Source organism: Galbibacter kalidii (assembly GCF_026241135.1).
Taxonomy (GTDB): Bacteria; Bacteroidota; Bacteroidia; order Flavobacteriales; family Flavobacteriaceae; genus Galbibacter.
The window spans coordinates 216,146-237,701 of sequence record NZ_JAPFGA010000001.1; the positions used below are offsets into that span (position 1 = coordinate 216,146).

The 21,556-nt window shown below is 36.8% G+C and carries 12 protein-coding genes; 1 reads left to right on the forward strand and 11 read right to left on the reverse strand.

The window, feature by feature from the left end; translation table 11 throughout:
* From OOZ15_RS00920 to OOZ15_RS00950, 7 genes are all read right to left on the reverse strand, one after another.
* Nucleotides 1-2,202: a peptidase domain-containing ABC transporter gene (locus tag OOZ15_RS00920; RefSeq protein WP_265953799.1), complete on the reverse strand. Its 2,202-nt coding sequence runs from the start codon at nt 2,200-2,202 to the stop codon at nt 1-3.
* Nucleotides 2,203-2,226: 24 nt separating this feature from the next.
* A complete protein-coding gene (locus tag OOZ15_RS00925) occupies nt 2,227-3,780 on the reverse strand; it encodes a redoxin family protein (RefSeq protein WP_265953800.1) in 1,554 nt (517 codons plus the stop codon).
* 404 nt (nt 3,781-4,184) lie between these two features.
* The gene (locus OOZ15_RS00930) at nt 4,185-5,777 is read right to left on the reverse strand and encodes a cysteine peptidase family C39 domain-containing protein (protein WP_265953801.1); all 1,593 of its coding nucleotides are present in this window, start codon (nt 5,775-5,777) and stop codon (nt 4,185-4,187) included.
* A gap of 268 nt (nt 5,778-6,045) precedes the next feature.
* A complete protein-coding gene (locus OOZ15_RS00935) occupies nt 6,046-6,723 on the reverse strand; it encodes a response regulator (protein ID WP_265953802.1) in 678 nt (225 codons plus the stop codon).
* Between the two features lie 781 nt (nt 6,724-7,504).
* A complete protein-coding gene (locus OOZ15_RS00940) occupies nt 7,505-10,891 on the reverse strand; it encodes a VCBS repeat-containing protein (RefSeq protein WP_265953803.1) in 3,387 nt (1,128 codons plus the stop codon).
* 297 nt (nt 10,892-11,188) lie between these two features.
* Nucleotides 11,189-12,838 carry a RagB/SusD family nutrient uptake outer membrane protein gene (locus tag OOZ15_RS00945; protein ID WP_265953805.1) on the reverse strand — a complete coding sequence of 550 codons (1,650 nt, stop codon included), beginning with the start codon at nt 12,836-12,838 and terminating at the stop codon, nt 11,189-11,191.
* Nucleotides 12,839-12,849: 11 nt separating this feature from the next.
* Nucleotides 12,850-15,927 carry a SusC/RagA family TonB-linked outer membrane protein gene (locus OOZ15_RS00950; RefSeq protein WP_265953807.1) on the reverse strand — a complete coding sequence of 1,026 codons (3,078 nt, stop codon included), beginning with the start codon at nt 15,925-15,927 and terminating at the stop codon, nt 12,850-12,852.
* 422 nt (nt 15,928-16,349) lie between these two features.
* On the opposite strand from OOZ15_RS00950, the gene OOZ15_RS00955 reads away from it, so the two are divergent.
* Nucleotides 16,350-16,895, forward strand: coding sequence for a hypothetical protein (locus OOZ15_RS00955; RefSeq protein WP_265953809.1), 546 nt, complete (start codon nt 16,350-16,352; stop codon nt 16,893-16,895).
* Here the strand turns inward: OOZ15_RS00955 and OOZ15_RS00960 are convergent.
* The 4 genes from OOZ15_RS00960 to OOZ15_RS00975 form a co-directional block, all read right to left on the reverse strand.
* Complete coding sequence (locus OOZ15_RS00960) at nt 16,892-18,142, reverse strand: M48 family metallopeptidase (RefSeq protein WP_265953811.1); 1,251 nt, start codon at nt 18,140-18,142, stop codon at nt 16,892-16,894. The genes OOZ15_RS00955 and OOZ15_RS00960 overlap by 4 nt on opposite strands.
* A 45-nt stretch (nt 18,143-18,187) precedes the next feature.
* Complete coding sequence (locus OOZ15_RS00965) at nt 18,188-18,985, reverse strand: TrmH family RNA methyltransferase (RefSeq protein WP_265953813.1); 798 nt, start codon at nt 18,983-18,985, stop codon at nt 18,188-18,190.
* A gap of 139 nt (nt 18,986-19,124) precedes the next feature.
* A complete protein-coding gene (locus OOZ15_RS00970) occupies nt 19,125-19,967 on the reverse strand; it encodes a hypothetical protein (protein WP_265953815.1) in 843 nt (280 codons plus the stop codon).
* Between the two features lie 263 nt (nt 19,968-20,230).
* Nucleotides 20,231-21,526, reverse strand: a complete 1,296-nt coding sequence (locus tag OOZ15_RS00975; RefSeq protein WP_265953817.1) for an amidohydrolase family protein — start codon at nt 21,524-21,526, stop codon at nt 20,231-20,233.
* Between the last annotated feature and the right edge of the window lie 30 nt (nt 21,527-21,556).

A 21,556-nucleotide genomic window follows, 5' to 3' on the forward strand; every position in this document is an offset into this window, starting at 1 on the left:
TTAATTAGAATTAATGTTTTCCAATTCGAGCTGATTCTTCACTAGATTGTAATAGGTTCCTTTTTCGAGGATTAATGAAGAATGCGTCCCAAGTTCTTCTATTTTTCCATCATCTAGTACAACAATCTGGTCGGCATTTTTGACCGTACTAAGCCTATGGGCTATAATGACCACAGTTTTATCTTTAAAAAGTGTGTTCAAATTTTCCATAATGATACGTTCGTTCTTGGCATCAAGTGCTGAGGTGGCTTCGTCAAAAAACAAGATATCAGGGTTTTTGTATATTGCCCTTGCTATAAACAATCGTTGTTTTTGGCCGGTACTGATACCAATTCCTTCATTTCCGATTTTAGTATTAAAGCCTAATGGGATCCCTTGTATAAAATCATAAATATTGGCTGCCTTAGCTGCTTTGACCAACCTTTCCCTGTCAATAATATCTTCACCAACAGCTATATTATATGCTATGGTATCATTAAATATATACCCTTCTTGCATAACTACCCCAGAGTTAGCTCTCCATAGTTTATGTGAAACAGCTTCAAGATTGTGTTCACCATAATTTATAATTCCTTTATTAGGATAATAAAACTTAAGTAACAGTTTCATTAAAGTGGTTTTTCCACTTCCACTGGCACCGACTATGGCCGTAATCTTATTTGCCGGGATTTTAAGGTTAATTTCCTTTAAGACATATTCATCACTTCCAATATATCGAAAAGAAACATTTTCCAGTGTTATATCCTGATATGGTTTTACTTTTTTGATATACTGTTTTTCCCTATTTTCCTCATTTTCTTTATCGTGTATTTCCCCAAGCCGCTCCATACTGATCTTGGCGTCTTGATATGACCTGATAAAACCCACCAATTGGGTTATAGGGCTGTTTAACTGGCCAATGATGTATTGTATAGAAAGCATCATACCTAAAGTTAAAGAGCCTTCTATAACCAGCACGGCCGATGTAAAAGTAATAACGATGTTCTTAAGCTCATTGATAACGGAAGAACCAACTCCTTGGGTTTGCTCAAGAGCTAAACTTTTAATAGAAACTTTAAACAAACGGGCCTGCACAAATTCCCACTGCCATCGTTTTTGCTTTTCGGCATTGTTCATCTTTATTTCCTGCATACCATTGATAAGTTCGATCACCGTGCTTTGTTCCTGACTTAATTCTGAAAAACGTTTATAGTCAAGCTCTTTACGCCTTTTTAAAAAGTACATGATCCAGAGCACATACATGATACTGCCCACTATAAAGATGAGGAAAATAATTGGGTTATAATAAATTAATACGGCACCAAAAACCACTAGATTGAACATAGAGAACAGGGTGTTCAATGTCGATCCTGTTAAGAGGTTTTCAATACGCTGGTGGTCGTTTATACGTTGCATGATATCCCCGGTCATCCTGGTGTCAAAATAGGAGATAGGAAGGTTCATCAGTTTTATAAAAAAGTCTGAGACCAGAGATATGTTTATACGTGTACTTAAATGCAACAATATCCAGCTCCTGAAAACATCTACACTTGTCCTGCCAACAAACAGCATTATTTGTGCCAGGAGTACCACATATATAAAGTTGATGTCTTGGTTCTGGATACCAACATCTACAATACTTTGGGTCAAGAAAGGAAAAATAAGTTGCAGCATGCTCCCCACAAAAAGACCGATGCATAGCTGAATTAAGAGTTTTTTATATTTAAAGAAGTATTGATATAGAAATTTAAGAGACTTCCTGTTTTCATCTTCCCATTTTTGCTTATTGAATTTAGGAGTAATTTCAAGTAATAAGGCGATGCCTTCGTTGGTGTTTTCATCAGCATTGTTGCCTATCCACCTTGAAATAAATTCATCTTTAGAATATGAAATGAGACCATAAGCGGGATCGGATACGTATATTTTACCTTTTTTTATTTTATAAACAACGGCAAAATGGTTTTTGTTCCAATGTACAATTAAAGGAAGGGGCGCTTCTTTAAGCTTATTAAAATCCAATTTTACACCCAATGACTTAAAGCCCATAGCTTCGGCGGCGTCACTTAGTTTTAAGAGATTACTGCCAACCCTTGTAGTCTCCGACAACTCCCTGATTTCTTGTAATGAAATTAATTTCCCATAGTACTTCGCTATAATACGAAGACAAGTGGGGCCACAGTCTTTGGAGTCGGGTTGTTTATAGAAGGGGAAGGAGACGCGCATGGTATTTCGATTTGAACATATATATTATTGGGCCAACAAATGCTCTATTCTCTCATACATTTTCTCGCCTGAGCTTGGGCGGGGAAGATTGTCATCCAACAGGGTCCCATTTTTGTCAAAGAGCAGATAACGAGGGATGCCAATACCATAAGGGTCTACCCCAAAATCTTCAGGAAAAAAAGAATCTAATTTCTCCGTAGCAAAAAAATGGTTACCTTCCAAACCATACTTTGCGACTGCCAATTTCCAACTTTCAAACGCAGACGCTTTATCAACGCTCACATATAATATGCTGATATCGTTATTGTGTAAAAACGTATGCAGCTCTTCTTTATGGGCGAACTCTTTGATGCAGGGAGAACACCATGTGGCCCACATATCTACCAATACAGGTTTTCCTTTAAACTCTGTCTCCAATAGAAGGGACAAGTTGTTATTTTCATATGTTTTTTCTATCCTCAATTGTTTATTATCCCCTGAAAAAAAAGCAAATGACGCAGGATGAGCCTTGGTCTTATCTGTGCTTGGATTTGGAGTTTTGTTTAAGTTTTTTATTATTGTATCATCGTTGAAATATTTTTCCGAAATGACATTTATATAAGGGCTTTCCGGAAAGTGTACTTTAAATACGGAAAAATCATTGTAATCGTCCTTAAATGGATTTTGATTAAACGAACGGCTAAACATTATTTTGATAGCTTTTATCTTTTCCTGCAGTTCATACGGCGCATTCTTATTGTATACAAACTTATTGTCCCATAATTCAGGAACCCCTGGAGGGGTCTCCCTGATGGACTCAGAAATATTGTCTAATACCCCTTTGGCAATGAGCTTGTTCTTGTATTCTGCATTGACTGTCCTAGACACCATATCAATATCTCTATACCTTTCGGAAAAAGGATCGTACTGTGTATAAAAATGTTTGGTGATTTTTTGGGCATCCTCTCCAGTGCTTCCCCGAGTCATGCCAAAAACACGATAAATAGCAGAAACAACAGCGGCTTCCGATGTTTTTTCTACCATTGCATAATAAGACTCTGAAATTTTACCATTATTTTTCATCTCCTTGAAAGGAACTATCAAGCTGTCTTTCAGTCGGGATGTTTTTTCAATAACAAGATCTGGGGAATGATTTTTAAATTTAGAAATAAACTCTACGAGGTGATTTACCTTACGCAGACTGGATGTGTGGAAAAGCGCCTGCCCCTCTTCGCTTTTTCCTCTAAAAGTTATTTGATGCCTGCCCAACGAATCCCTTTTAACAAAAAGGGTTATCTCGTCTCCGGGCTCGCAGATAAGATATGTTTTTGGGATAATGGAATTTGGAGCTATAGTTATGATTCCTGTTTTGTTCAAATGGAATGATTTACGGAAACTATTTTTTGTTACCATAGCTTCATCGTACATCAAGAAATAATGTTCCGGATTATCATCAAACGGCCTGCAAAAAGTAACGGACGAAGAATCGACTAATTGTTCAAAATGCCCTTTTATGGTTATTGAACTTTTTTTATTGCCAAGATTGCAAGAGATAAAAAAAATAAAGAGAATTAGTGGTACAATTTTTTTTAATAACATAACAAATAAATTAAACCTTTTGGGGCCATGACCCCAAAAGGCTGTTAATTAATCACAAAAATTCCAGCACCTCTCAACGGAACTAGCACAACCTACGGTTAATGAACCATCGCTACCAGTACAGGAACACCGAATAGGATACGGATATTCACACTCAGACCCATCATACCCGCCAAAAACGGTTTTGAGTTGTTCTCGTTGAAGCAATTCATTTGCTCCGAGGTTAAGATTCTTTAAACTTAATTTTTTCATAATAAAAAAATTTTAATAGATTATATTTGTCCTGAACATTGTAAGGCCATCAGGTATTGGCCTGCCTTTCGCGAAAAGGGTACTGTTCAGGCCTAAAGCATCTGCTTTGGGCCTTTTTATTTTTTTGTTAAAGGATATTTTATTAAGATAAATTATTGCAAAATTTCTTTTAAGTCATTCACACTATATTCTTTTGGTAGTTCAAAACCATTTATAAAAACCGTTGGGGTATGGGTAATCTTTTCAGTATCACACCAATTACTCATTTTCTCTATTTTTTCATATTGGCGCTCTAACTCCCCATTCATAGGGAATTTATGGGCGAAAGCTTTATAATCTTTATGTTCTGCCATATACCAATCATTGAGTACTTTTCGGGTTTTATTATTATCTTCCAGCTCATGAATAGCTAAAAAATGGGAAACTGGTTTTGCTTCTATGTCATCTTTCCCGGCTGTGAATAATATCTGTAAGTTTATTTTTCCATCATTAACCAATTCTTCAAGTACAGGGTGTGCTTTAGCACAAGGTCCGCAATAGGGGTTACAAACTTTTATCACGTGATATTTAGCCAAATCATTTTCAATTGATATTCCCAATTCTTTTGTACTTGTTGTTATTTTTCTAGATTTAAATAACAAACCTTCAAACACATTGGAATTATTCTTTACTTTTTTTAATTCCCTCTTAAAGACATTCAGTTCTCTTCCCCCCTCTATCAAAGGTTTTATTATAAACCACGCAACTATTGGCAACAAAAGCAATAAACTCAACAAAGGCAGTAACTTTACAGTTATTGGATTTTCATAGAACTTACCAACTAAAGAAATTCCTATTTCTCCTAAAAGTACCGCTTGAATAACAAGACAGAATTTACACCATTGCTTAATAACAACAGCCTGATAAAATATGCTAATGACTACAACCGGAAACATGAGAAAACTAAACCATCCCAAAACTGACAAGGACATCATAGAAATCCCATTGACAAGAAGGAATGTTATTGTAGCAAAAAAATAGGAGAATCCGAGTATGCTTAAACTTAAATTATTTTTAAGTATTTTGGAATATTTCGAATTAAGCACCGCATTACAATTAACTTTTTGACTGCCCCCGCCCCCAGAACAAAAACTCTGAAGTGTTGGGTTATGTTGATCTATTTCAAACCATAATAACATTCCTCCGGCGCCTAAACCAATACATTTTAAGATGAAATAAGCTGTAATACTAGTTACTGGAATTACACCATAAGTCTTTACAGCAGGGATGTATTGAGTAACAAACCATGTTAAAAACAATATGCCGCAACTCCATATTAAAACGTTTAATAACGTATTGCTAAATTTTCTTTCTTTTATACCCGGTTCTTTTGTGTCCTCTGTTTTTTCTACTAACAGACAAATTCCGGTCCATTGCTCAAGAAAAGCTTTTGTGGACATTCTTATAGATTTGTCAGCATCATCGTATAATGCGACCTCATTTTCGGAAAAATAATCCAACACATAGAATAATTCTCCTTTTTCTCCAGCTACCTGAACAATACATGGCAGTGGGAATTCACTTAGCTTTTTGGCATCTGCTTTTAATGCCAGATTTTCTATGTGGTATTTATTTAACGTATCAGATATTGACAGCAAACTCCCTTGATCAGGGTGCGAAAGGACGGAATCTTTCAAATACTTCAATGTATAATCTACATTGACTAACTTTAACAACCTTGTAATTGCTATTACAGAATTATCCATATAATTATACTCTATAAAAATTATTTACCTTGCTTTCAAAATCTAATCTTTAAACATTATATAATTCACCTCAATCCTAGGATAGAACACCATGACCTTATCTGAAACATAGATTATCTATTTAGGGCATGAAGTGTTATCCAAAACGAAGATGATATAGAAGATAAATATCTTTACTTGTTTATAGATCATCAACAAACAATATACGATAAGAAATATTTACAATCAGTAATCAAATATTCACAAATAGTAGTCAAAAGTGTAAAATTTATATAAATCCTTTTTCTTTAGCTGATAATACTAAATCCCTATCGCTATTTCCGCTAATATCTAACTTATATCTTAACAAATTTTTTCTTTTGTTGATCCCACTTTTAGTAAGTGGAAGAAGAGCTTCCAAATCTTTCATTTTTGCCCCATTGGATAGTTCGATTAACAATTGGGTGTCTATATCATCAATAATGAAATTCTGCTTAATTCTTTTGTTTAAAAGATGATCAACGGAAGCACTATAGAAGATATGCCCTTCCATAATCCTTTTAACAGCGTACAAAAAACAATCGCTGTCCACATCACTCTTTAACAGTAAACCATTGGGATTTAATTTCCTGATGATATTAATAAGTCTGTAATTATCATCGAGCAAAGTAATCACAATTATATTTATTCCGAGTATCTCGGATTTGATATATATACCCAAATCTTCGCCTGAAGTCATATTCATAGTATAACACTTGGGCATACTAATATCCAAAAACACCAAATCAAGTTTGCTTGAAAATTTTTGGTTGTCAATTAATTTAACGGCATCCGGAATATTTGTAGCGCTCTTTACATTAAAATCATACAACCCTTCTTTCCCCGAAATAGAGTTCAAAATTTGGGTATAGGCTTTGATGATCAAAGGATGGTCATCAACAATCAATACGTTAATAGTTTTTTTCATAGTAGTAGTTCTTCAATATAACATATTGTATATTACAAATTTGACAATACAATGTATATACCACTGAAGGCGGGCAGGTGTTTCGTTCTAAAACGGAAACTTTTATCTAAAAATCTTAGTTAAATTAATTAAAACCAATCCTGTTATAAACGTTTTTAGTTAGAATAAATATAAAATGTTCCTCACGGTATAAGAGTTAAACTAGTTTAATTAGTATGTAGCACTGCAATCGACTGTATCGAATGCATGCTTAGTAAAGGTATATTTTACACTTATTATTTCAAAATATTTTAAAGAAAAAAATTTATAATTAACATTTATGAGTAGAAATAGTAGTATTGTTTCAATACTTTATAGAAAGTAGAGTAGGGGTTTTCAATCTAGAAAAGGGATAGGAGGCGGTAATTTTAAAGTTGTATTATGAAATATTGATTCAAAAATAAAACCCGGGACCTCTTTTTCAAGTGAACCGGGTTTTGGTCATCTCATCACGATGAATGGGGATAAAGTACATTTTGTCATTCCATTGCCTGTTTTCAATTCCCCGATCTAGAGGATAAACAGTATATTCATAGCTCTCGGATCATATCGGTAAAGTGATACGGAAGCACCAGGTTTTAGTGCTCCGAATATACTGATGGTACTTACTTGTTCTCCGAGGGTTTCCGGAGCGATCATCCATCGTCTTGCATCGTGGAAACGGAGCTCTTCATAAGCCAGTTCAATTCGGCACTGTATTCAATTGAATTTTTTTAATAATGGTAAACTATAAAAACGTTATCTAATCAACTAGCTTTATCATTTGAATACTATCATTATTTTTTGATGCTACAATAAACGTTTGATCATTATGACTTAATAATTTAGCATCTCGTACATCTCCTTCGACCCAAACACCTAGCCTTTCATTATTAATTATATCAAAGCTTCCGTGCTCATTTCCTTTTAATAAAAGTCCTTTTCCGGCATCACAAGGTCCATATTCTACCTTGAATGGATAATAGTTTCCGACCAAAAACAAGTCCTGAATACCATCTCCGGTAAAATCTTTGGCAATGATCCCTTGAATAGCTGAAAATTGAACTTCTAACGGTAATGGATGTATTTCAAAATAGCCTCCCTTATTCTCCAGATATAGACTTTTTAGCTGAAAAACTTCCAAATGCTTAGCTTTTTCCAACTGTTCTTCAGAGAATACATCTTCCAATGTTGCTGATGCATATTGTTCATATTTCAAAAATTTCTTTTTTAATAATGGAAAAGCATCCTGTAGCTCATCCAGAGAAGCAATAGGATACCGTTTTCCTTGTATATAACTGCTAATCACCGGTGTTAATACTCCATCTTGTCGGAAATCACCAATGTAAACTTCGAGGGGTTCCGTTTCCGAGACCTTGAAAGGTGTGTTCATCCCCATGTTCCCAACAATTAGGTCAATATCACCATCTCCATCCATATCATTAGCTTCAATGCTTTGCCATAGACCATTACTTTTTGTAAGGCCATATTCTTTTGTATTTTCGATTAATTTTCCATTTTCATTGATGAATACTCTGATAGGTGTCCATTCACCAATCAGTACAAGATCTAACAATGAGTCTTTATTGATATCTATCCAAATTGCATCAGTAACCAACCCTGGGTTCCTTAGTTCCGGATTTACCACATCTGTTGTAAGGGTAAATTTAATCTCACCTGTTGATCTGTCTGTATCATTTCTCAAAATTCCACCCAAATCCGAATTTGGGTAATTTCCCGGGATACTCCCTCCTCCGACAAACAAATCATCATCACCGTCATTATCATAATCTCCTGCGGCAACAATACTTCCATTTGAAAAAGCTAAAGGTAAAGCTCCTTCTGGTGCTTTTTGGAACTTTCCGTTACCGTCATTAAGATAAAGCCGATCTATTAACATGGAAGATTCAACCTGTGATTCACTCCCACCACTAACTGTATACAAATCTTTATCACCGTCACCGTCTGCATCGAAGAATACAGAGGCAACAGTCTCAAATTTTTTTCCATCTCCCCAACTTTTATCATCGGATCTAATATATGTCCCACTTGGTTGGGAAATAAATAATTCATCAGATTGACCGAATGCCCCACCTATAAATATATCATCCATCCCATCATTGTTAATATCGGAAACTGACATTTTTGGACCGGATCTGGAACTTTGCTTTAAGGCAAGACGGTTTACCTTGAAATCTATATGTTTATTTTCATGATGAACGAAATCAACACCTAAGTTTTCAGCATTTTTAAAGATACCTTTTCTTGGCACTTTATCTTTTTCATGGTTGGGTTTAGATCTAGCCTGATCAAATTGAAGAAGTGTGTTTATCTTGATATTTTGTTTAGTTGAAACCCTGCCATTAGGCCACTGAATTTTAATGTCCACTTTACTTGATTTTCCTAATCCAACATGAAGGACGGGATCAACTGATGATTGATACCCCCTAACATTATAATTCTCTAGATATTGAACCAGTGAATCTGTATATATCCATATCTTTGCCCCCGAGGCATAGGTGTTTTTATCATCTCCCTTAAGCTTAACCCGTACAAAGTTGGTCTTTCGTTTTTCTACGGTATTATTCTTGTAAATACCAATAGGTTCATTTGTGTTACTGACCACCAGATCCAAACCTCCATCATTATCCAAGTCTGCGTAAGCAGCTCCAGTTGAAACGGTAGCATTTGAAAGCCCCCATTTTTCCGTAACATTCTCAAATATATAATCACCCTGATTTAGTAGCATGTAATTAGGAATCTTGGTGGAAGGCATTTTTTCAACCAATTCATAGATTACCTTGGCATACTCTTTCTTTCCCTTGTCGTTAAACAACTCTTTACCACGCGCCCTTACCTTTGCTATAGCTTTATCCATTTCAAACTTCATAAAATCCTTATTGGTATAATCCCGTAAATAACCATTGGTTATAAATATGTCTTTTATACCATCATTGTCAAAATCAGCAATTAAAGGTGCCCAACTCCAATCTGTATTTGAAATACCGGCCAATTGACCTATTTCACTAAATTTGGGTATTCCTTTAGCGTTCAATCCCTGGTTAAGCTGTAACATATTGCGCATTTGCTGCTTATGATAACCACTTTCAATAGCTAATTGATAACGATCATATTCATCTGGTCCCTTTAACAACTTTTGTCTGTAATTATCTTCAGGAAGCATATCCAAGGTAACCAAGTCTACACGCCCATCATTATTCAAATCAGCAACATCATTTCCCATTGAAAATTTTGACAAGTGATCAAAGGATTTCTTGGTAACATCCTCAAATGTTCCATCGCCTTTGTTTAGGTATAAAAAATCTTGCTCTTCGTAATCATTAGACACATATATGTCTGGCCAGCCATCTTGATTCAAATCGCTTATAGCTACTCCCAATCCAAAGTTTAACCCGCTACCGTGAATACCGGCACTTTCGCTTACATTTACATAATTATCGCCATCATTTCTATACAAAGAATTTCCAAAAAAAGGATGTCTTGTATTTCGTAATTTGGTGCTATTGTAAAATGGCGAATAGAACGTTTTTGAATGGTTTAATAGAAACATATCCAAATCTCCATCCAAATCATAATCAAAAAAAGCTGCTTGGGTGCTTAAACTTCCCTTTGCGTCCAAGCCATAAGCTTCAGCCTCATCAACAAATTTTGGCACATAACCATTTTGTGTCCCTTTATTTATAAACAATTGATTTGCACGATCCTGATCGTTTCCTAAACCCGAATAACAGACATATATATCTAATAACCCATCACCATTAACATCGGCAATGCTTATTCCTGTCTTCCATCCTTTTTTACCCTGTACTCCTGCTAAAGATGTGACATCTTCGAATTTAAAGTTTCCCTTATTTATATAGAGCTTATTTTCAACAACATTTCCTGTTAGATAGAGATCCGCTAATCCATCACCATTAAAATCACCTATCCCTACTCCGCCACCATTATACATATATTCATACTGCATCACATTAAGTTGTTCTGTTTCGGTGACCTTATTTATAAATGAAACACCTGTCTGATTGGGTTCCAAACGCTCAAATAAAGTATTCTCTTTCTCCTTACAGCCTACCATGATTGTACAAAATGAAAAGATGAAAAAGTTCAGAATTCTTTTTATACGTCCCATACACTCTTAAAATTTAACAGGCTCTCAACCTTATTTTACTCACTAAGTGAGATTTTATCCCGATAAAGGGAGCTCCAACGCTTACCTCGAGGTAGTATATAATTGCTCAATCCGTATCCGTATATAAGGGTTACCCGAAACTGTATTACAATACATGGCAGGTAACCCTTTTTATCTAAAAAAGCTTACTCACTAGGTGAGATTTAAAATGCTCCGACACTTGCGTCGAAATGGTTTTTAGGTTTTTCTGTCTATTACCTTACAGGTTTGCCCCAAGGTAGTTAATTACTTACGATTTTACCAACCATTAATTTGCTTGGCAGCAGGATTCTTATCTATTTCATTTTGCGGGATGGGCAACACGTACAATTTGTTAGGAAATGTACGCTCTTCAAATTCAAAACGAGTATATTGATAATTATCCCCATCTTTTTCGATCCTCATACCATATAGTGGTCCATTTAACAAGCTTTCTGCTATGCGCCACCTTCGGATATCAAAGAATCTATGCTCCTCAAAAGCAAGTTCTATTCGTCTTTCATTCCTAATTTTATCTCGCATTTCATTTTGTCCTAACCCAGCATTAAGATTAGGTATTCCTGCTCTTTGTCGTATTAAATTAATTGCATCATAAACAGTTGCATCTGGTCCAAAAGCTTCGTTCTGGGCCTCTGCATAGTTTAACAATACCTCGGCATATCTCATAAATATCCAATCTTGATCGCTGGATTGAGAGTAAATTATTAAATCCTCATCCTGAAATTTGCGAAGGAAGTATCCTGTATGCATAAAAGCATCTGGACTTCCTTCCAGACCTCCTTCGTATAATTCTACTTCACGACCTCGAAACATAGTTCCATCGTGAACTACAGTAGCTTCAAAACGAGGATCAAGGTTTTCAAAAGGATTGTTTGGATCGTACACTGCGGATGTTGCTTGTGGTTCTCCATCAATTGCATCATATGCATCAACAAAATTTTGGGTAGGTAAATTACCTCCCCAGCCACCATCACTGGTTCCCTTATATGTATTTGGGGTGTTATAGACGTCAAATCCAGCTCCTTGCGTACCTCCTGCATTGGTTTGGTGGTGCTTGTCCGGATATTGAAACTTCTTCGCAAAAATGATCTCCTCATTGTTTTTGTCAAGGAAAATTGTCTTGTAATCAGGGTACAAGGTATATTCAGTACCTATAACCATATTTGCCGCTGCTGCTGCATCTTCCCAACGTTCGGCATAAAGTAACACCCTACTTTTTAAAGCATATGCTGCGCCAACTGTTGCCCTTCCTGCTTCTGTATTTGCTTTAGTTGAGAGCAAAGTAGCAGCATTGTCCAAATCACTTACAATAAAATTTACTACTTCATCGTAAGTGGATCGAGGTATTTGCAGATTATCTTCCAGGGTAAGACTCTTATCGACAATGGGTATCCCTGTTGGCTCATTACCACTTGACTTCAATCCGTATAACCTTAACAGTTCATGGTACATAAAGCCTCTTAAGAAATATGCTTCTCCTATAAGTTGGTCCCTAAGAGCTTCATCTTCCAATCTGTCCAGGTTCTCCAACGCTGAATTTGCTTTACGTATCAACCCGTAATAGTCTCCCCAAGTTTCACCCCAAGGCACATTACTAGGTAAGAAATCCCCGGTTTGTAACTGATTGGAATGGGTCCATCCCATACTAACATCCCCATCATCGGTTGTCCCATCCAATAAATACAGTCCTTTAGCCCATCCTTGATAATTACGATCAAACCCGGACGGCATACCTCCATAAATTGCATTTATAAACTGTGTAGCACCCTGTGGGTCTGTCCATACCAATTCTTCTGTAAGCGAATCTTTAGGAACTTGATCAAGTATATCCTTTTCACAACTAAAGAACATTGCAATGTACATTAATGCACATCCAAATTGTAATATATTTTTAATTTCTCTGTTCATTTTACTATTCTTTAAAAGTTAATGTTTACCCCTACATTCCAAATTCTTAATTGAGGATAACCCCATCCTCTACCTTGACTGTTTTCTGGATCGTAGTTTTCAATCTTAGACCATGTTGCAACATTATTTGCCCTAGCATAGAGACGTATCCCTGATATAAAATTTTCTTTAAAGTTGGCTACAGGGACATTGTATGCCAGTTCTACATTTTTAAGACGTAAGTATGAAGCATCCTTCAACCAAAAAGAAGATTCTCTATGATTGTTGGTGGCCTCTATTAATACACGAGGTTCGCTTGCATTGGGATTATCAGGTGTCCAACGATCTAGATTCTGCTTATATGCGCCCGAAGTACCCAAAAAGAACGGCCATGCAGCCTCTCCGCTATAATATTGATTTACATTGGTAGCTCCTTGAAACAAGAATGAGAATTCAAAATCCTTAAACTCTAAACTTCCCCTATAGCCAAAAATTATTTCCGGCGTGTTTGAAACTCCAATGGCAGTACGATCGTAATCATCTATTAGACCATCAGGAATTCCTTCAGGTCCATTAATGTCAGCATACCGGATATCACCCGGAGCTGTGTCGTCAAAATGGGTTGGTGCGCCATCTATTTCTTCTTGCGATTGGAAAAGCCCTAGGGCGCGTAACCCAAATTGGGTTCCAAGAGGCAGGCCTGTCCTTCTGATGTTTGGATTATCCGTTTCTGGTTCATCTATGAACACAACTTTATTTTTGGCATAGGTTAAATTCGCATTCATGGAATAGCGCAAATCATCATTGATGCGATTTGTATGCCCTAGTTCAATTTCAAATCCTTTGTTATCAACTTTTGCCAAGTTTTCAATAGGTAATGCCACTCCCAATAGACTTGGAACAGAAAGGTTCCTGTCTCCTAAAATATCACTTCTCTTATCACTGAAATAGTCAAAGGTCATCGTTAACTTACTGTTCCAAAACCTTGCATCAAAACCAATATTTAATTTTTTAACGGTTTCCCAAGTCACATCGGGATTGGCCAAACGCCCCTCCACAATGGCCTGCTGCACATCTGCATCCCCAAAAACAGCATTACCGCTTACATTATATGACTGTAAATAGAGGAATCTTGAATCTCCTAAGCGATCATTACCTAGTACACCGTAAGACCCTCTAAGTTTTAAAAAATCTATGGTCGATGAATTTTCCAAAAATGCTTCTTTGGAGATGATGTAGGCCATAGAACCCGATGGAAAGAATCCCCATCTTTTTTCTGGGGCAAATTGTTCCGATCCATCTGCACGGAAACTTCCTTCAAGTATGTACTTGTCATTGTATGTCCAATTGACCCTACCCACAACACCTTGTCTTCCACTACTACCGGAATATCCTGAGTTATTTCGGTTGGCCGTGCCTCCAAAATCCATTTCATCAATGGCCAAAGTAAAACCGTCTCTAAAAGCGCTTGTAAAATTCCATAGCTCTTTTGTTTGCGTGTACAAAACTAATCCCGATAGACTACTTTTTCCAAAGGTTTTCTTGTAATTCAAATGGGTTTCAAAGGTGACTGATTGATAGTCGTTATGATCTTGATAAAGAGATGAAGCAGCGTCTGCCCCACTGGGTTGTTCTTCAAAAGTGCCATCAGAGTTTAGCGTATAATAAGGTGTTTTTATAAAGAACCAATCTTTTTTATCGGTAATTGTTTTATCATAAGATACTATTCCTTTTATGGAAAGGCCGTCTATTGGTAACTGTTGTTCTATTTGTATGCGTCCTTTAAATACTTGATTACCCTCTTTTCTATAACCATTTTCTGGAAGGGTTAAATAGGCAGGGCCATTGGAATACGTGCCATTAGACCATTTAATAGGGTTTCTGTTTGGTGGTAATGATGTCAACCACCTAAACACCTCAGGACTCCCAATTGAATTGATTTTCTCGTCCCTGCCGGATACATCAAAGGACAATTTGGTGGTATTGGTCACCGTAGCATCAATATTGGATCTAAAATTATATCTTTTAAAATTGTCTTCAGGAATGATACCATCCTGGTTCAAAGCACCAAATGATGCCGCATATTGCACTTTTTCAGAACCTCCATTTGCTGATATACTATGGGTTTGCATCAAGGCTGTTTTGTTCAACACCGAAAGCCAATCGCTATCTGGATGTGTGTCTGGTGAACTGCCATCCTGAAACTTTTGAAGGTCTTCTGCTGAATAAATTGGATCATCACCTTGATTGACCAAGGCTTCATTATATAACATTGAATATTCATATGACCCCAAAAACTCAGGGTCTCTCGTTCTCTCTTGAATTCCAAGGTTTGAAGAAACATTGATCTGCATTTTTCCTGCCCTACCTCTTTTTGTGGTAATAAGAACAACTCCATTACCTCCACGTACACCAAAAACTGCTGCACTTGCTGCATCCTTGAGCACTGAAAAAGATTCTATTTCATTGGAATTTAATTGGGAAAAGTCTCTACTGGAACGCACTATCCCATCTATCACATAGATTGGTGATGCATCACCAGTGGTACCAATACCTCTAATAAATATATCGGAGCCATCCCTTCCAGGTTCTCCAGATCGTTGTGTGGCAATAATCCCCGTGGTTTGCCCCACTAGGGCGTTGCTTAAATTAGGAGTAGGGTTCCGGGCTATTTCCTTTTGCTTGATCTCGGAAACAGAACCCGAAATATCGCTTCTCCTTTGTTCACCATAACCTATGACTACCACTTCATCAAGTTGTGCTAGGTCTTCTTCCATAACAACATTGATAGATGATTGACCATTAACCGAAATCGTTTGCGATTTAAAACCGATATAAGAAAATTCAAGGGTGGCGTCAGAAGCTACACCGTCTAGTTGATAGTTTCCGTCAAAATCGGTAACTACCCCTATGGTGGTTCCTTGTACGATAATACTTACTCCGGGTAACGGGCTTCTGTCTGTTGCAGAAGTTACGTTACCAGTTACGGATTGTTGTGCTTGTGTTTTCTCTATTGCAAATAAACATGTGGAAAACAATAAGAGTAACATGAGAATTGGCGAATTGTTTTTCCGCCTCCAATGTTTTTTTAAATAGGATTTTGTTTTCATTTTTAGGATGGTTTGAAAGTTAATCAAGATTAATTAGTATGCAAAAATGCAAGCAATATAACCGGTTGCATTTTCGGTAAATGTATATTTTACATTTATTATTTCAAAATATTTTAAAGAAAAAAATGTGAAATATACATTTATTAGCACAAATAGTAGTATTATTTCAATATTTTATAGAAAGTAGAGTAGGGGTTTTCAATCTGGAAAAGGGCTGACAATATATTCCCCCTACATCCCATCCACTAAAGTTCAGTGGATTTTACAAAGTCCTGTAAAGTAAAGGGGTAATCTCTCCTTTGAATTAAGGGGTATTTTCCTCTTACATCATGATAATCAGAATAATATATTTACATTTATTAACAAACCAACCTGATTTTCCTCGATTTGAAGGAATATCAGGAAACACAAAAACATAAATTATGAATACTAAACTTGTACATGGAATTGTATTGCTGCTATGTATTGGACTCATAGCATGTTCTGGTGAAGATGGTATGGAAGGTCCCCAAGGCCTACAAGGAGAGCAGGGACCGGCTGGACCACAAGGTGAACAAGGACCTCAGGGCGAAACAGGTACTGCCAACGTGAGATATTCGTCCTGGATACCTATAGATTGGAATGTTTTGGACGCAAATACTGTGAAACGAATGGATATTGATATTCCGGAAATCACGGAAGAGTTTATAGAAAATGGAGGGATCGTTCTTTTTTATGTAAGGTCAACTGATAGTGTTTGGGCCGTTCCCATGTCCAGGGATAATTACAGTTTGTATTTTCTGGCTTCCAGTGCAAGCCAGGAGATAAGGTTTCTCGCCAGCCGTATTACAGGTTTGACCGGGGATATAAATGTTAGCTGGATCCTAGAAGTACGTTATGTCCTTATCTTTGATGGAATTCCCTTACAGGGCGAGGTGAGCCTCAATGATTATGAATCGCTAAAAGAATACTACGGGATAACGGACTAAAACTCCTTGATTTGATTACTTTTCAAGTTCAGAACCCGCTGCAAAAGTGTAGGGTGCGAGTAATGCACAAACACATAGGCAGGGTGGGGCGTTAAATTGCTCAGGCTGTTTTTGGATAATTTTTTAAGGGCTGTAATAAGGGGCTTTCCCGCATAGGTTTCTTTGGCAAAATCATCAGCTTGATATTCAAATTTTCGGGAAAAATGATTCATCACTAAACCGGTAATTTCAGAAATGGGACTGTATAAAATCCCAAAAGCGATCAATCCTGCATGAAAACTGGGTTGATTGACCCCTATGGCGAGTGATAATTCAGGGACATTGATAAAAAGAGCAAGGATAAACAAGGTGAATCCTGTTAACAATACAGAAGAAATTATATTAAAAATAATATGATTCTTTTTGTAATGTCCTACTTCATGCGTTAAAACGGCAACAATCTCTTCGCCATCCAAATCGTTGATGAGGGTGTCAAAGAGGGTGATTCGCTTTTGTTTCCCGAAACCGGAAAAATAGGCGTTGGCCTTGGTCGATCGTTTCGAACCATCGATCACAAAAATCTTATCGAGATTAAAACCGGCTTTGTCGGCGTAATTTTCGATACTGCTCTTGAGTGTCCCTTCTTCCAAAGGGGTTTGTTTGTTGAATAAAGGAACAATGAGCTTGCTGTAAAACATATTGATGAAAATGGTGAAAACAGCAATGAATGCCCAAGCATACAACCAGAAATCTTTTCCGGTTTGTTGATAGAACCAGATGATCAGGGAGAGTATTCCGCCTCCTAAAACAATCATGACCCCCCAATTTTTGATTTTATCTAAGAAAAAAGTAGTCTTAGTGGTTTTATTAAAGCCAAATTTTTCTTCAATAACAAAGGTGTGATAATATGAAAAAGGCATGGTCAGCAAGTCACTGGCAAAAGTGATGATTCCAAAGAAAATCAAAGCAATGACAATTTCGTTATTGCTGATCTCTCGAGCGATTTCATCTACATATTCAAATCCGTCCAAAAAGAAAAACAAAAGAGTCAGCATCAATGAAAACAACGAGCTAATACCCGAAAATTTATAATTCGCCTTTTTGTAGGCTTGGGATTTTTTATATTCCCCTTCATCAAAAATGTCATCGAGTTCCACAGGAATAGGGTCGTTAAAATGTTTAGCATTTAAATTCCCTATGATCTTGTCAATAACAAAATCAACAATCAAGATGAAAATGATGATATAAAATAGGGTAGTGGAATCCATAATTTGTTTTTGAAGTAGTTAGTAATGTATGATAATATTGAGTTGTCAGAACCCCCGTTGTCTTTTGGCTTCAAAGATAATAATCGCTGCCGATACTGAAACATTCATGGAGTCAATTTCTCCTTGCATTGGGATAATAATGTTTTGTGTGGAATTTTCCAACCATTCGTCGCTTAAGCCTGTAGCTTCAGTACCAACCACAATGGCAGAAGCTTTTTTGTAATCCACTTTACTGTAGACCTCAGAAGCTGTCAATGCAGCACAGTGAATGGAAATTCCGTTGTCTTTGAGGTATTTGATGATTTCCGTAGTGTTTCCTGTGGTAATATTGTTGGTAAAGACACAACCCACACTCGAGCGGATAATATTCGGATTGTAGAGGTCGGTTTTGGGATTGGCAATAATCACCGCATCCAGATTGGCAGCATCGGCAGTGCGTAGCAAAGCCCCGATATTCCCCGGTTTTTCCGGAGCTTCAGCAATTATAATCAGCGGATTTTCAGTTTTAAAGTCCAATTCTGAAAGGGAGTGTGTTCTGCTTTTTGCTATGGCAATTACTCCTTCAGTAGTTTGACGATAGGCCAGTTTTTGATAGACTTCTCTTGAAATTTGAATTAATTCAGCATTAGATTGCCCTTTTGTCAAAGTGTGTATTTCTTCTTCAGAAATAATATCAGGGGTAAACAAAAAAGTTGAGAAGTCATAACCCCCTTTGATTGCCAATTGTATTTCCCTGACACCTTCAGCAATGAAAAGACCGGATTTTCTTCGTTCCCTTAACTTTTCTTTGAGTTGGAGAATTTGTTTGACCAATGGGTTTTGTGTACTTGTGATTACTTTCAAATGCAAAATTTTGTCAAAAATAAATCAATTTTGACTGAATTATGCATCGGGAGCCGTCATTTCCGATAAAATTCCTTTTAAGTGTGAGGAAACCATTTTCATCAGCAGCTTAAAATTGATTTAGTTTAAGGTTTTCCTTTTAGTGAACGGAATCTAATAGGGGTGTAAAATCATTAATTGGAACTACCTTAGTTGAAGACATCTTATTGTTGTGAAACAAGGGATATTGTTTGCTTTGCATCACTGAAAGCTTACTATCTCGCATCTCAATTTCTTGATTGGACAAGGAAGTGTATGCCAAGCCTTCATTCAAACCATTTTCCCTATATGTTGCTCGAGGATTGGTAAGTAGAACTAAATATTCTAATTTAAAGGAGTCTCCTAATTCTTTTTTTAGTCGGTCTAGTTTATAAGTGTTTGATGAAAAATACGCAGGAATCTGCTGTAAGTTTTGACTTTGAATAGGGACAGCTTCACTTTTAAAAAGAGTGTATGTTAATAAAGTTTTATTTTGATCGGGTTTGATAAATACAAAGAGCTGTACATTCCAATTGTTCAGTAATGTGTCTTGTGAGAATTGCAGATGAGAAGTGATGGCATTGATTTTATTTTTATTGCGATCGAGTTCAACTTCGAAATTCTCTAAAAGGTCGAACTTGCTATAATATTCTTTTTGTTTTTGAACTTCGGATGAATATTTGGTAATACGTTTCTCAGTTTTCCATTTCTCAAAAAAATAAATGCCAGCAACTATACCGATCAAGCCTACGATTCCGATGGAAACCCCAAACAACATTTTTTTTATAAAACTTGAAAGTTGAGGAAATAAAAAAACTGAAACTACACCAATGACACAAATAATTAAGCCTGAGTATAAAAACAGAGGTGTGATATCTCCTAAACCTTTTGATTTATACCTTGTGATAAGGATGATAAAAAGTATAATGCCTAGAGCATATAATAAATAAGCGAAGTTTTTCATGAGGTTCAAATTATTATGTCGTAAAATATATTCTTACTAGGGGGAAATTTAAAGATAGATTTTTAATTATTAGTGAAGTTTAAAATACAAATTAAATTTTTTGTATATCGTAGTTACAACCAATGTCAATGTGACGACGATTTGAATTGGAATAAGGGTTTTTGCTCAGGCAAAACGCCCATCCAAGGAACCAAGACAATTTAGTCTTTAAAAAAAGCCTTGACACATTATCACCAAGGCTTTTAGGTGTTTTTAGGATGTTTTTATTTTTGATTAAACTTTTCTGAATAACGTTTCCACAATTCAGTTTGATGACTTTCAAGACTGATATCCCTTCCCTGGATATATGCTTTTGATAGGATGTTGGTCCTCATGTCCAAAGCATCACCTTCAGAAATAAACAGTGTGGCATCTTTTCCAACGGTAAGCGTCCCGGCGGTATCATCGATCCCTGCAATTTTAGCTGCATTACCGGTAATGAGTTTTACGGCTTTTTCCTTTTCAAGTCCGTAGGCAGCAAATGAACCCGCATAAAAAGGAAGGTTACGAGTATTCATGCGTTCCATGCTTCCACTTACATCAATACTCGTTAACACCCCGGCTTTATCCAAAATAGAGGCGAGCATAAAGGTATGCTTGATGTTTTCGTCTTCTCCCGAAGGCAATCGGTGTGGTCTTCGCAGCAAAACCGGAATATTTTTTGAAGCCAGCATTTTACTCACTTTATCGGCTTGGTCACCACCGACGATCACTACTTTTGATATGCCAATTTTTTCGGCGAAATTAACAACATCGGTGATCTCGCGCTCCCCATTGGTGTGGATATACAGTTTTTGAGTGCCGTCAAACAAACCTTTGGTAGCTTCATGCGGCAGATTTCTCGGATTCATATCCCCTTGTAAATAGGCTTTGGCTGCTGAAAGAAAATTATTTATTTCTTCAACTTCACTGCTGTATTCTTTATTGGGTTTTATGCCCGGGTCCTCACCACGCCACGGATTTCCCCTTTTGGTGGTTCTCGGCCAGTTTAAATAAATACCGTCATCAGTTTTGATTGCTGCATCTTCCCAATTCCAGGCATCAAATTGAACAATGGATGAGGTTCCTGAAATTCTTCCGCCACGCGGAGTGATTTGTCCCATGAGAACGCCGTTGGGTCTCATGGATTCCACTACTTTTGATTCGGCGTTATAGGCAATCAAACTTCGAATGTGTGGAATGAAGGTACCTACTTCGTCTTCATCATCAGTAGCTCTTACAGCATCAATTTCTACCAGTCCCAAAGTTGCATTAAGGGCAATAAAACCGGGATAAACATGCTTTCCGGTAGCGTCGATGACTTTGTTGTATTCGGAAGCATTGATACTTCCGGCACTTCCAACATAGGTTATTTTTCCGTCTATAAAACCAACAGCTGCATTTTCCATGACATTGCCATTTCCGATATGGGCTGTAGCTCCGGTTATCAAAATGAACTCACTTTGAGCAGGTGCCGGTGTCTGCTGTGCAAACGAAATGTAGGTCAGCAAAACGAGTGTTATTTGTATGATTTTTTTCATGCCTTTAAAATTTATTAATGCTCGTTTCAT